12 protein-coding genes and 1 other annotated feature are annotated in these 13520 nt (G+C 43.8%); all 12 genes read left to right on the top strand.

Annotated features, from left to right (window positions below):
• Positions 1–11: 11 nt before the first annotated feature.
• On the top strand, positions 12–713 hold the full coding sequence (locus tag V3C97_RS04610; protein WP_009553636.1) for a DivIVA domain-containing protein: 702 nt from the start codon (positions 12–14) through the stop codon (positions 711–713).
• Positions 706–932, top strand: a binding site (T-box leader). Its footprint overlaps the gene before it by 8 nt.
• A gap of 39 nt (positions 933–971) precedes the next feature.
• Complete coding sequence (ileS, locus tag V3C97_RS04605) at positions 972–3767, top strand: isoleucine--tRNA ligase (protein WP_338433873.1); 2796 nt, start codon at positions 972–974, stop codon at positions 3765–3767.
• Positions 3768–4148: 381 nt separating this feature from the next.
• Positions 4149–5132, top strand: a complete 984-nt coding sequence (gene dapF, locus V3C97_RS04600) for a diaminopimelate epimerase (protein WP_338433872.1) — start codon at positions 4149–4151, stop codon at positions 5130–5132.
• On the top strand, positions 5133–5684 hold the full coding sequence (locus tag V3C97_RS04595) for an NUDIX hydrolase (RefSeq protein ID WP_338433871.1): 552 nt from the start codon (positions 5133–5135) through the stop codon (positions 5682–5684).
• Positions 5684–5953, top strand: a complete 270-nt coding sequence (locus V3C97_RS04590; protein ID WP_338433870.1) for a hypothetical protein — start codon at positions 5684–5686, stop codon at positions 5951–5953. The genes V3C97_RS04595 and V3C97_RS04590 overlap by 1 nt, the downstream gene beginning before the upstream one ends.
• A 15-nt stretch (positions 5954–5968) precedes the next feature.
• The gene (locus tag V3C97_RS04585; RefSeq protein WP_338433869.1) at positions 5969–6667 is read left to right on the top strand and encodes a 5'-methylthioadenosine/adenosylhomocysteine nucleosidase; all 699 of its coding nucleotides are present in this window, start codon (positions 5969–5971) and stop codon (positions 6665–6667) included.
• 1 nt (position 6668) lies between these two features.
• Positions 6669–7811, top strand: a complete 1143-nt coding sequence (locus V3C97_RS04580; protein ID WP_338433868.1) for a cysteine desulfurase family protein — start codon at positions 6669–6671, stop codon at positions 7809–7811.
• A gap of 4 nt (positions 7812–7815) precedes the next feature.
• Positions 7816–8151: a cysteine desulfurase gene (locus V3C97_RS04575; protein ID WP_338433867.1), complete on the top strand. Its 336-nt coding sequence runs from the start codon at positions 7816–7818 to the stop codon at positions 8149–8151.
• A gap of 105 nt (positions 8152–8256) precedes the next feature.
• Positions 8257–9396 (top strand): tRNA 2-thiouridine(34) synthase MnmA, encoded by a 1140-nt coding sequence (gene mnmA, locus V3C97_RS04570; RefSeq protein WP_009551863.1) that lies wholly within the window; start codon positions 8257–8259, stop codon positions 9394–9396.
• Positions 9397–9560: 164 nt separating this feature from the next.
• Positions 9561–10217 (top strand): histidine phosphatase family protein, encoded by a 657-nt coding sequence (locus V3C97_RS04565; protein ID WP_338433866.1) that lies wholly within the window; start codon positions 9561–9563, stop codon positions 10215–10217.
• 23 nt (positions 10218–10240) lie between these two features.
• Positions 10241–10915 carry a tetratricopeptide repeat protein gene (locus V3C97_RS04560; protein WP_338433865.1) on the top strand — a complete coding sequence of 225 codons (675 nt, stop codon included), beginning with the start codon at positions 10241–10243 and terminating at the stop codon, positions 10913–10915.
• Positions 10916–10950: 35 nt separating this feature from the next.
• Positions 10951–13419, top strand: coding sequence for an ATP-dependent RecD-like DNA helicase (locus V3C97_RS04555; RefSeq protein ID WP_338433864.1), 2469 nt, complete (start codon positions 10951–10953; stop codon positions 13417–13419).
• Positions 13420–13520: the final 101 nt, after the last annotated feature.

The raw sequence follows: 13520 nt of genomic DNA, 5'->3' as shown, positions 1-13520 counted from the left end.
AGGTGGAAGGGATGGCATTAACCCCTTTAGATATTCATAATAAAGAATTTCATGTTAGATTACGTGGTTACGACCAAGACGAAGTAAACGACTTTTTAGATCAAATCATTAAGGACTATGAAATTGCACTTAAGCAAAATGAAAAGTTGCAAAGTGAACTTGATCAAAGTTTAGAAAAGTTGAAATACTTCAATGATTTGAAAGACTCCCTGAATCAATCAATTATTGTTGCGCAGGAAGCCGCTGACAAGGTTAAGGCAAACTCTCAAAAAGAAGCAGAAATCATCAACAAGGAAGCACAAAAACAAGGGCAAGATATCATTGAACAAGCTAATGATAAGGCCAAAAATATTGTTGAAGAAGCTTCTGCTAAAGCTAAACGCCTGGCAGTTGAGACGGACGACTTGCGGAAACAAGCTCGAATTTTCCGCCAAAAGCTCCAAGTGATGATGGAATCACAACTTGAAGTGGTTAAGGGCTCGGAATGGGATGACATCTTAAAGCGGGGCGATACTAGCAATTATAGCGCCATTCAAGATGCAATTCGTCGCGATGAGACCCTTGACAATGATTCCGCAAAAGAAGTAAAATCTATTGCAAACGAAGAAAGTGTTGCTCCAGAAACTAAGGCAGACGAAGAACAAGCTGATCCACAATCAGTGGAAACAGTTGTTGTCTTTCCAAGTAATGATGGCGAACACTTTGCTAAATAAATAAGCGAAGAATACGATCATGGTTGATACCATAAGCGAGTTAACGGTTGGTGAGAGGTTAGCAGGTCCCTTAGTCATGGTTATCATCTTCATATTTGAACCTCTGAACAGTGTGAGTAAGAGGTTTCGGTTCATGACCGTTATTGAATGACTAAGTGAGGTTGGATTAGTTATAATCTCAACCTAATTTGGGTGGTACCACGAAGTCTCGTCCCATTGCGGATGGGACTTTTTTATTTTAAAAAAGGAGATGGAGAGATGAAGATCAAAGATACCCTTAACATTGGGCGCACCAAATTTCCAATGCGTGGTAACCTGCCAGTAAAAGAAGCTGAGCGGGAAAATATTTGGGAAGAAAATAAGGTTTACGAACAACGGCAAAAGTTAAACGAAGGTAAACCAACATTTATTTTGCATGATGGCCCTCCATATGCTAATGGGAACATTCACATGGGACACGCCATGAATAAGATTTCTAAGGACTTTATCGTGCGTTCCAAGTCAATGAGTGGGTTTAGCTCCCCATATGTACCGGGATGGGATACTCACGGGTTACCAATTGAACAACAATTGAAAAAAGCAGGTGTTGATCGCAAGACCCTGTCTGTGGCAGAATTCCGGGAAAAATGTCGTGAATATGCCTTGAAGCAAGTTAGCATGCAAAGAAAAGATTTCAAGCGGTTGGGTGTTTCAGCTGATTGGGATCATCCATATGTAACTTTGGATCCACAATATGAAGCCCAACAAATTCGGGTTTTCGGTAAGATGGCAGAAAAGGGCTTGATCTACAAAGGGAAGAAGCCTGTTTTCTGGTCATGGTCATCAGAATCAGCCCTGGCCGAAGCAGAAGTAGAATATCATGATGTAACTTCTCCATCCGCATTCTTTGCTGAAAAGGTAATTGATGGCAAAGGCGTTTTGGACAATGATACATACTTAGTAGTATGGACTACGACACCATGGACTATTCCTGGTTCAGAAGGGGTAACTATCGATGCCAAGTTCAACTACTCAGTTGTTAAGCCAGCTAATGATGACCGCAAGTTTGTGATTGCAACGGAACTGGTTGCTAAAGACGCAGAATTGTTTGGCTGGGAAGATTATGAAACCGTTAAGGTTGTTAAGGGTGAAGAATTAGAATTAGTTAAGACTCAGCACCCATTCTATCCTGAAAAAGAACTCATCGTAATGCTTGGCGACTTCGTTACGCTTGAAGCCGGGACCGGTTTGGTTCACACCGCACCTGGTTTTGGTGAAGACGACTTTAATGTTGGTAAGCAATACGGGTTGCCAATCTTTGTGCCAGTCAATGACCAAGGATATTTGACTGATGAAGCTGGGGCTGACTTTGCCGGGGTCTTTTATGAAGATGCCAACGATATCGCCTTAGATAAGTTAAGTAAGGCCGGCTTATTAATTAAGCAAATGGAATACAACCACAGCTATCCATTTGACTGGCGGACTAAAAAGCCAATCATTTTCCGGGCTACACCACAATGGTTTGCTTCGGTCGACAAGATTAGACAAGACATCCTTGATGCTATCTCTGAAGTTAAGTTCCACCCAGAATGGGGTCAAAAACGTTTGTACAATATGATCCGCGACCGGGGTGACTGGGTAATTTCCCGGCAACGGGTTTGGGGTGTTCCATTGCCAATCTTCTATGCTGAAGATGGGACTCCAATCATGACCAAGGAAACAATTGACCATGTAGCTGACTTGGTAGAACAATACGGATCTAACGTTTGGTTCGAACGGGAAGCAAAAGATCTCTTGCCAGAAGGCTTTACCAGTGAACACTCACCAAATGGTGTCTTTACCAAGGAAACTGACATCATGGACGTTTGGTTTGACTCTGGTTCTTCACACCAAGGTGTTTTGGCCACTCGTGATGGTTTGACATATCCTTCTGATTTGTACTTAGAAGGTTCTGACCAATACCGGGGCTGGTTCAACTCCAGTTTGATTACCAGTGTTGCTTATTCTGGTCAAGCTCCTTACCGGGAAATCTTATCCCAAGGCTTCACACTGGATAAGCAAGGGCGGAAGATGAGTAAGTCTTTGGGCAACACTATTGTGCCCGAAAAAGTTATTAAGCAAATGGGGGCAGAAATCATCCGCCTCTGGGTATTAAGTGTTGATACTTCCGCTGACGTACGGGTATCAATGGGAAGCTTCCAACAAATTTCCGAATCATACCGAAAGGTACGGAATACGTTGCGGTTCTTGCTGGCTAACACAGCTGACTTTGACCCTCAAGCTGACCGGGTAGCGTTTGCTGACTTGGAAAGTATCGATAAGTATATGTTGGTTAAGGCTAACCATTTCACTAAAGAAATCTTAGATGATTATGCAAATTATGCCTTCATGGATATTTACAAGAAGACGATGAACTTCATCATTTCAGACTTGTCTGCTTTCTACATGAATGTGGCTAAGGACGTAGTCTACATTGAAGCAGCTGACAGTGCTAAGCGGCGTTCTATGCAAACTGTTTTATATGACATTGCTGTGCGGCTGACTAAGCTGTTGACTCCAGTGTTGCCACATACAACGGAAGAAGTATGGGAATATTTGAAGGAAGCTGAAGAATATGCCTACCTTTCCGAAATGCCAGCGGTAGAACATTATGATGGGGAACAGGCCATTTTGGAAAACTGGGCCCGCTTCATGAATGTTCGTTCCGATGTATACAAGGCCTTAGAAGATGCGCGGAACGACAAAGTGATCGGAAAGTCCTTCGAAGCTGCAGTTAAGTTGTATGTTGCTCCTGGTGTCCAAAAGGACTTAGAAAGTCTTGATGCTGATGTGCGGCAAGCATTGATTGTATCTCAGTTGAAAGTCTTACCACTAGATCAAGCTGACGATACTGCAACTCGGTTTGGCGATGACGTGGCAGTAACTGTCGCTCATGCTGCTGGTGAAGTTTGCGACCGGTGCCGGCGGATTACCCAGGATGTTGGATCTGATGAAGTATATCCAACTCTGTGTGCTAACTGTGCCCACATTGTTCGGGAAAACTTCCCTGAAACAGTGACAACTGGTTTAGAATAAACAATTCATTAAAAAGCATGTACAGAAATGTGCATGCTTTTTTCTTTTTGTTGAAATATCAAGATAATGAAGATATTATTATAGGAATTGGGTTAGGTTATGGTGATCAAGAAGCGGTAGTCAATATAATTAAATCAACGCGTATGCCTTTGGAAGATATTTTGACGATTAATTAAAATATTTGTAGGTCAATGTGCTTCACAACTGTTAGACAAAGTTCTAACGATTGTGGAGCACGCTTTTTATGCATAACCTTAGAGTAATAATTATTGCTCGTTGCAGTTACTTCAGTGATCCAAGGCTTAAACTGTATCTTTTAGTGAATTTTTGCTAAGATGGTAACACGAATGTTACTTTTAACAAAAGGTGAGGCGGCAAAAGATGCAATTACTCAAAGTTCATGGGTCTGAAAATGACTTTTTTATTTTAGATGAAGAAAGCTTAGAACAAACAATTACGGACCAAGAGTTACGGGAATTGGCGCGTAAGTTGTGTGATCGTAGGAACGGTCTTCATGGTGGGGCTGATGGTGTGCTCTATGTCACCCGTGGGCACGAAGGAACCAACGGTCGGATGCGGGTGATTAATGCTGATGGTAGTGAAGCCAGCATGTGTGGGAACGGTATCCGGACAGTGGCGCGGTACCTCAGTGAAAAGACTGGTCGGGATGATTTCAAGATTCAGACAATGTATGCTGATTTAGAGGTTAAGCGGACAGAACCATTTGCAGCCGGAGTGCCAGCGTTTGCAGCTGAAATCTCCCCGGTTTCGTTTGTAGCTCCAGATTTGGGGATGCACATTGGTAAAGAACAATTATTGAATGACTACATTCCTGAACTATCAACGACAATTAAATTTTCAGCAGTTGCGGTTCCTAATCCGCATTTGATTGCTTTTGTTGACCATGAAACTATCAGTGGTGACAAGCTCGGGGAGATTGGGCGTTACTTAAATGATGGTCAGAACCCGCTTTTCCCGGATGGGGTCAACGTTAGTTTCATTGAGATCCTGGGACCAAACAAATTATTTGTGCGTACCTTTGAACGTGGTGTAGGTTATACCAATGCCTGTGGGACAGGAATGTCGGCTTCCAGCCTGATTTACTACCTTGTGCATGGGGAACAGACGGGACTTGAACAGACGATCCAAGTTATCAACCCTGGGGGCATGGTTAAGACAATTATCCACCAAAAGCCTGACCAATCTTACTGGATCTCCTTAATTGGGAATGCAACAGAAACTGCTACGGTAGAACTTCCGGTAACAGAAGCTTTAGCTGGAAACTTTACCCACGTTGTATGGGCGGATACCGGTGAACAAACTGCTTATAAGCAATTTGTGACTGCTTTGAAAGAGGGCAAGTAGATGGATTTACAAGAAAAAAAGCTCAGTAGTGAAGAAATCTATAACGGAAAAATCATCCGGGTAGAACGGGAAACAGTCCTAACCCCAGATGGACAGCAGGCTTTTCGTGAGATTGTTCGCCACCAGGGGGCAGTTTGTGTTTTGGTAGTAGATGATCAAAACCGAATGTTATTAGTTCGTCAGTGGCGGGAACCGTTACGACAAGTGACGGCTGAGGTTCCGGCTGGAAAAATCGAACGGGGTGAAGATCCCCAAAAAACTGCGGTGCGGGAATTGAATGAAGAAGTCCGCTTACAAGCCCAAAAAATTGAGTTAGTGAACACGTATTACACATCTCCCGGTTTTGCGGATGAAAAGATGTATTTTTATGTTGCACATCAACTCAGTCCGGTTGCTGACGCCCGTCCCCAAGATCCCGGGGAATTTTTGCGGTTGCAGTGGGTGACTTTGCCAGAAGCAGAGCAGTTGATTGTCCAGGGCGAGGTTTGTGATGCAAAAACCATCAACGCCATCTGGTATTGGAAATTACAGCAGCACGAGGAAAATAAGTAATGAAGTTTAAATGGAAAAAGCGTGGGGGACGCCACTTTGACGAAGATACGCCAGACCAGGCGGATCCAGCCCCAACTACGTTCGATTCAACGGATGACGCCGGTCCACTGGATACTGAGTGGAGTCGGTCGTCCCAGATCGAACAAGAAAAACAGCTGAGCACAGAAGAAAAGACCCTGCGGTTAAAAAGAAAACTAAATAAGGCGATCATCATTTTGATCGTTTTAATAATTTTAGTCTTTTTGTTTATGCGATTTATTAATTTTTAAGGTGGAATATTGAGAATGAAGTACGGAATTATCTGTGCAATGGAAGAAGAAATTCGCATGTTACGTGATAACTTGCAAAATCTTCAAGAGCAAGAGTACGGAAAAATTGTTTTTTATAGTGGACAAATTAATGACAATGAGGTCGTTTTGGTTAGGTCAGGAATTGGGAAAGTTCAGGCCGGTGTTGTGACAGCCTTACTAGCAGTTAATTACCATGTTGACTGTGTAATTAATAGTGGTTCTGCTGGAGGAATCGGGGCTGGCTTGCACGTCGGGGACTTGGTCTTGTCAACGATGGCCGCCTACCATGATGCTGATGCCACAGCATTTGGCTATGAACCAGGCCAACTACCACAACAGCCCCAACGGTTTGCAGCGGATCCGGCTTTGCGGGCCACAATTAGCCAGGCAGCTCAAGCAACCGGTTGGCATGTCCAAGAAGGCTTGATTGTATCCGGAGATCAGTTTGTATCATCACAGGCTCAGATCCAAGCGATCAAAGCCATCTATCCAGAAGCTTTGTGCTGTGAGATGGAAGGAGCAGCTATTGCCCAGGTGGCTCATCAATTCCAGTTACCGTTCGTCATTGTTCGCGCAATGTCAGATGTCGGAGATGAAGACGCCGGGCAAAGCTTTGATGAATTTATCCTTGAAGCTGGCAAGCGGTCAGCACAAATGATTCTGCAAATGTTAGCAGTAAAGAAAGGTGAGTAAAGTGGAGCATATTTATTTAGACAATGCGGGGACCACTCCTATGGCTCCTGAGGTTATCGCCCGCATGACCGATGTCATGACCAATGTTTTTGGTAATGCATCGAGTATTAATTATCATGGGCGGGCAGCGCGCAATATTTTAGATCAAAGTCGCCATGTTATTGCACAATCAATCAATGCGCGGTTGGATGATGAAATTCAGTTCACCAGCGGGGGGACAGAGAGTGACAATACCGCGATCATTCAGACGGCAATGGCGCGGAAAAGCGTAGGACGTCACATTATTACAACCGCAATTGAGCACGAAGCCGTGTTGAAATCAATGGCTTATTTGGAAGAACAAGGCTTTGAAGTCACATATCTACCGGTTGATGAAACGGGGCACCTTGACTTAGTTGATCTCAAGGCAGCTTTGCGTCCCGATACAATTTTAGTTTCAATTATGATGGGGAACAATGAGGTTGGGAGTCAGATGCCAATTCATGAGATCGGTGAGTTGGTTGCCCCAACTAACGCTTGGTTCCATACTGACGCCGTGCAAGCTTATGGGCTAGTCGATATTGATGTTCAGGCTGATCATATTGATCTTTTGTCAACTTCAGCGCACAAGTTAAATGGCCCTAAGTTTCTCGGTTTCTTGTACCGTCGTGATGGTTTGTTGTTCCCATCATTGATTAAAGGTGGGGACCAGGAATTGAAACGTCGGGCCGGAACAGAGAATATCCCAGCGATTGCTGGGTTCGCCAAGGCAGTTGAATTAGCTACTTCTGAGCAGAAACATGCCCGGCGAGAACAGTTCAACAAGTTTAAAGAGCAGCTATTACAAGGCCTACAAGCTAACGATATTGATTTTGAGGTCAACGGGGGCTATGGTGCAGGCTACCTGCCTCACGTTTTAAATATTTGGTTTAAAGGACACCAAAGTGATGCTCTATTGGTCAACCTTGATTTAGGTGGGGTATCTGCCTCTGCCGGTTCAGCATGTACGGCGGGTAGTTTGGAACCATCCCATGTCCTGACTGCAATGTATGGGAGTACTTCTCCCCGGGTCAGTGAATCCGTGCGGTTTAGTTTTGGCACGTACAATACTGAAGCAGATATTGCCCAGACGGTTGCAACGTTGGTTAAGATCTTAAAGAGGTAAGAAAATGGCATATACAACAGAAGCACAAATCAAAGGAGATAGTCAGGTTTACGGGCTTTCTCCGCAAATTAAACGGTATTCTTTATTAGATGTTGGTTTTTTAGAACTGAAGAATGGCAAGTTTCAATTAGAACGGCCCCTTAACCCAGATGCGGGCAAGGCAGCTTTTTATTTGAAAATGACAGTTAATAAAGATCTCAAGAAGTTCAAATTAATGACAACCACGGCTAGCGGTTTGCAACAAGTCGATATTTTTAAGCGGGACGATCCAGCCATGTTGGAACAGTTACAATACATTCTGGCTGAATTATTAGAGCGCGATATCCTCATCAAGAAGTAAAGATGGTTGGTTTAGCTGGTAGTTAATGATATAATGACAAATACTGAATTTACGACCTTCAAATCGTGAAGATTCAGAATCTTAATGAAATGATGGTGAGTTTTTGTGAAAGACAACAGTAATATTCGGGTTGTTGTCGGCATGAGTGGGGGAGTTGACTCCTCTGTTGCTGCCTATCTCTTAAAACAACAAGGTTATGATGTTGTTGGCGTCTTTATGAAGAACTGGGATGATACCAAGGATAGTGGTGTTTGTACAGTTACTGAAGATTATGAAGATGTTGCCAAAGTTGCTAATAAAATCGGGATCCCTTATTACTCGGTAAACTTTGAAAAAGAGTATTGGGACCGTGTTTTTACGTACTTCTTGGACGAATATCGGCGCGGGCGGACGCCTAATCCTGATATCATGTGCAACAAAGAAGTAAAGTTCAAAGCATTTTTAGACTATGCAATGAAGCTGGATGCGGATTATATTGCCATGGGTCACTATGCGCAGGTGCGGCGCGATGCTGATGGAACAGTGCATATGTTACGGGGTGGTGATCCTAACAAAGATCAGACTTACTTCCTGAGCCAGTTAAGTCAAGACCAATTGCAACGGGTGATGTTCCCAATTGGTGGCATGCATAAGGATGAAGTGCGCCGGATCGCTGAAGAAGCTGGCTTAGCTACGGCTAAAAAGAAGGATTCAACTGGAATTTGCTTTATCGGTGAGCGGAATTTCAACAAGTTCTTGGGGGAATTTTTACCAGCTCAGCCCGGAAAAATGAAAACCCTGGATGGAGAAATCAAGGGTGATCACTTCGGTTTGATGAACTATACAATTGGTCAACGCCGGGGCTTAGGCATCGGAGGCAATGGTCAGAGCAACGAACCATGGTTTGTAGTTGGTAAGGACCTAAAGACTAATACTTTACTGGTTGGACAAGGTTATGAAAATGATTACCTCTATGCCAACTATTTGGAAGCCTCGAATCTGAGTTTTGTAGCGCCAATTGCAGACCGGGGCCAAGAGTTCCACTGTACTGCTAAATTCCGTTACCGGCAAAAAGACGTGGGGGTTACTGTGCGTTTCAACGATGATCGGACCCAGATGACAGTTTACTTTGATGAACCAGCTCGGGCTATTACTCCAGGACAGGAAGTTGTTCTTTATGATGGCGATGAATGTCTAGGCAGTGGGACTATTGACCACGCTTATAAGTTGGTGGATGATCAAGCACAGTTATTACAATATGTATAAATGATACGCGGTCTAGCTTTACTCAGGTAAGGCTAGGCTTTTTTAATTCCTGGGAAAGTTTTAGCGTTGATGTTAGTTGAGGTTTTTCTAATCAATCAGTGAAGATCTCCTCCATAATGATATAATGGAAAGCGACATTAATTAACGAAGCGAAGGGGACTAAGATGACAAAATTTTACTTTGTCCGTCATGGCAAGACGGAATGGAATCTTGAAGGGCGTTACCAAGGGGCAAAGGGTGATTCTCCCTTACTACCCCAAAGCTACCAGGAAATTGCGCAATTAGGAAAGTATTTGGCCCAGATCAAATTTGATGGTATTTATTGCAGTCCCATTAAACGGGCGCGGACTACAGCCAAGGAGATTGCACGTAACATCCAGTATCAGGGGCAGGTGATTCCTGTGGATGCCTTCCGTGAATTTAACCTAGGCAAGATGGAAGGAATGAAGTTCACTGCTGTCGCTGAGAAATACCCAGCTGAATTAGATGGTTTTCGTCATCATCCAGACAAGTATGATCCCGCAACCATTGGCGGAGAAACCTTCCAAGAAGTTTTTGCGCGGTTTGTGCCGGAAGTAAAGAAAATAGCCCAGGAATATCCTGATGGTAATATTTTGATTGTCAGTCATGGGGCAGTTTTGTGTGCGGCGATCCGTAACATGCTCGGAGTGCCATTGGCAGAAATTCGGGCGCGGGGTGGTTTAGCCAATACCAGTACGACTATTTTGGAAACCAAGGACCAGGGGGCAAGTTTTAAGTGTCTTGCTTGGAACAAAACCAGTTACCTACGCCGCAAGATTGATCCGACCGATATTGTCTAAGATAAAAGGAGTTTTTGTATTTTATGAAAGAACGCGAGTTACAAAAGCAACAAGCCCAGGAAAATATCAAACGTTTGATTGCTGAGGTGGATGCTAATCCATATGATGAACATGCTTATTACAATTTGGGGGCATATTTAACCAAGTTAAAGAGTTATCCGCAGGCTGAGGAGCTGTTCAAGCGGGCATTGAATGTTTTTGAAAAGCAGCCACAACGCCAGGATATTTTGCATTATGGGTTAGGCAACGTTTATTATGCCAGTGAGTTGTATGCTGAAGCAATTCAGGAGTTCCAGATGGTCAAAGATGACCAGCTCAAGGGGGATGCGTTCTTGATGATGGCCCAGGCATATTATGCACAAAGTGATTATCAAAAGGCACTAGCTTTTGCCATGACCGCCTCTGACCAACTCACTGATCAAACGCCAGCTGCTACATTAATGGGCAATATTTTCGTTGCTTTGGGTGATTTTACCCATGCCCAGGAATACTTCTTACAGGTTGTTAACCAACATGAAGACGATCTCGAAGCTTTATTTGGATTAGGCTTAGTGGACTTGGCTCAAGGCAAGGATGATAACCAGTACTTTATCAAGGTTAAACAGCTCGACCCAGCTTTCTATCAGAAAAAAGAAGCTAAATTAGCAGACATTGAACGTTTCCTGCAGATGCAAGCTCAAAAAGATCAGACAAAGTAAACATGATTAAGAAAAAGTAGCTAGGGGGAGGAGTTATGGCAGATACAGAACTTACTTTATTTGGCGAACAGGGGGATACCCCAACGCATGGATCAGTCACAGGTGAAGTAGATAGTATCTTCTTTCGGGCCCCAGACAGTTTTTTCAAGATTATTCGGGTCCACATCAAAGAAACTGATTTGACTTGGGATGATGATTATATAACGATAACTGGTGATTTTGGGGACTTAAAAGAAGGTAACACCTATTGCTTTAAAGGAATGTTAGTCAAGCATGCCAAGTACGGGATGCAATTTAAAGCTGTCAGTTATCAAAACGTAGCCACTTCAAGCCGCGAAGGGTTGATTACATATCTCTCTAGTGATGAATTCCCGGGAATCGGTAAGAAGACAGCGACGCAAATTGTTACGGTACTGGGAGACAATACTATTGAAAAACTTTTGGAAAATCCTCCGTCCAGGGATGAATTAGGCATTAGCAAAAAGCAATACACAGTTTTATTGGATCAAGTTCGAGCTAATAACGGGGTGGAGCAAGCTATTGTCCGCCTCAATAGCTATGGCTTCTCTAGTAGTATGGCTGCTAAGATCTATAATCAATATAAAGAACGTGTTTTTGAAGTTTTGGAAGACAACCCGTACCAATTAGCAATTGATATTCCGGGCTTAGGCTTTGGGCGGGCCGACCAACTGGCAGCACAATTGGGGATTGCGGCGGATGCCCCCAAGCGGATCCAAGCAGCAGTAGTCCATGCGTTACAACTTTTGTGCTTTGAAGATGGAAGTACATATACGACGGCTGAGCCCCTGATAGCATTAACGCTCGATCTTTTGGAAAAAGGACGCAACATTGCAATTGATCCCGAACAGGTGGCAGATGAGATGGTTGCGTTAGCTCACGACAAGAAACTAGTTCCTGACGCAGACCGGATTTACCCTCCAATTCTGTATTACAACGAAAAAGATATAGCGACGGAAGTTTACCGACTGATCAACGATGAACCTGCCACGCCGTATGATCAGGCTCAGTTAGACAAACAGCTGACAAAGTTAGAAGCCCAACTAGGAATAACCTTCGGCAACGAACAGCGGCAGGCAATCATGGCAGCAGTCCAAAATAAGTTCCTCCTGTTAACCGGCGGGCCAGGAACAGGGAAAACTACCATCATCAACGGAATTGTGGCCTTATTTGCGGCAATCAATGATTTTTCGTTGGATATTGGTGAGTATGAGCGAAAGGACCAACCCTTCCCAATTATTTTGGCAGCACCAACTGGACGGGCAGCTAAGCGGATCACTGAAACTACCGGCTTGCCAGCGTCAACGATTCACCATTTACTGGGGATCAACAAGCTAGACGACCAGCCTTTAGAAGAAAAGACATTGGACGGGCAGGTCTTGATTATTGATGAAACATCGATGGTAGACACAACGCTAATGAAATATTTGCTCCAAAGTGTACCGGCAACCATGCACGTTATTTTGGTGGGTGATAAAGACCAGCTGCCATCAGTAGGACCGGGTCAGGTCTTTTCGGATCTTATTGCTAGTCAAGTCCTACCAACAGTTAAGTTAAAGCACATTTACCGCCAAGATGAGCAGTCAACTATTTCAATTTTGGCGCAAAATATTAAGAATGGTCAGCTCCCAGCTGACTTTGCCCAGCCTAAGGCTGACCGCTCATTTATTGAATGTAATGCTAATCAGATTGCCAACGCTGTAACGCGGATCATTGAGATAGCGCACCGAAAGGGCAATAATTATGATGATATTCAGGTATTAGCACCAATGTACCGTGGGGTAGCGGGAATAGATAACTTGAACCGGTTGCTTCAGGACCTCATGAATCCAGCTACACCCCAAACTAAACAGGTCTTGCTCAATAACCAGCACCTGCGAATTGGGGACCGGGTATTACATCTTGTTAACACACCGGAGAAAAACATTTTCAATGGCGACTTAGGAAAAGTGGTTGGAATAACACCAACCAACAAGGACAAAGCAGAGCAGGTGGCGGGGAAAGTTATTGTTGACTTTGATGGCAACGAAGTGGAATTTGTCGGTCCCGAACTCAAAAACCTAACTTTGGCATATTGCATGTCGATCCATAAGAGTCAAGGGAGTGAGTTCCCGATTGTGATTATTCCGATGGTTATGCAGTATGCACGGATGTTTGCTCGTAACTTGCTATATACGGGGATAACCCGGGCTCAGCAAAAGCTGATCCTCTTGGGAGAAAAACAAGCTTACTTGCAAAGTTTAGCGCGAAACACATCGAGCCGGCAGACGACGCTCACACAATGGGTTTTAGCACTGTTTAAGCCAGATGAAGTTTCTATCACTGCACAACAGGCGAGTTCTAATACAGATGATCTAAATACGGAGATGGTTCAAGAGCCGGATGGTCAAGAATATCTCCTTACCGCAGATGTGGTTACTAAAGAAGAGGTTGACCCCATGATTGGGATGGACGGAATTACCCCGTATGATTTGCTAGATAAATAAAATTAAAAAAGCACTAGAAACTACGTTACTGAAAACGTTGATTTCTGGTGCTTTTTGTTGCTATTGCTATCGTTTCATCTAAAAAATTGGTTTTCCCAGCC

Source organism: Ligilactobacillus saerimneri, from assembly GCF_036689625.1.
GTDB classification, from domain to species: Bacteria; Bacillota; Bacilli; order Lactobacillales; family Lactobacillaceae; genus Ligilactobacillus; species Ligilactobacillus saerimneri.
This window is presented reverse-complemented; position numbering and strand designations above follow the sequence as displayed.

Coding starts and splice junctions, on each gene's coding strand:
- V3C97_RS04610 (WP_009553636.1), top strand. CDS start 12: ATGGCATTAACCCCTTTAGATATTCATAATAAAGAATTTCATGTTAGA.
- ileS (WP_338433873.1), top strand. CDS start 972: ATGAAGATCAAAGATACCCTTAACATTGGGCGCACCAAATTTCCAATG.
- dapF (WP_338433872.1), top strand. CDS start 4,149: ATGCAATTACTCAAAGTTCATGGGTCTGAAAATGACTTTTTTATTTTA.
- V3C97_RS04595 (WP_338433871.1), top strand. CDS start 5,133: ATGGATTTACAAGAAAAAAAGCTCAGTAGTGAAGAAATCTATAACGGA.
- V3C97_RS04590 (WP_338433870.1), top strand. CDS start 5,684: ATGAAGTTTAAATGGAAAAAGCGTGGGGGACGCCACTTTGACGAAGAT.
- V3C97_RS04585 (WP_338433869.1), top strand. CDS start 5,969: ATGAAGTACGGAATTATCTGTGCAATGGAAGAAGAAATTCGCATGTTA.
- V3C97_RS04575 (WP_338433867.1), top strand. CDS start 7,816: ATGGCATATACAACAGAAGCACAAATCAAAGGAGATAGTCAGGTTTAC.
- V3C97_RS04565 (WP_338433866.1), top strand. CDS start 9,561: ATGACAAAATTTTACTTTGTCCGTCATGGCAAGACGGAATGGAATCTT.
- V3C97_RS04560 (WP_338433865.1), top strand. CDS start 10,241: ATGAAAGAACGCGAGTTACAAAAGCAACAAGCCCAGGAAAATATCAAA.
- V3C97_RS04555 (WP_338433864.1), top strand. CDS start 10,951: ATGGCAGATACAGAACTTACTTTATTTGGCGAACAGGGGGATACCCCA.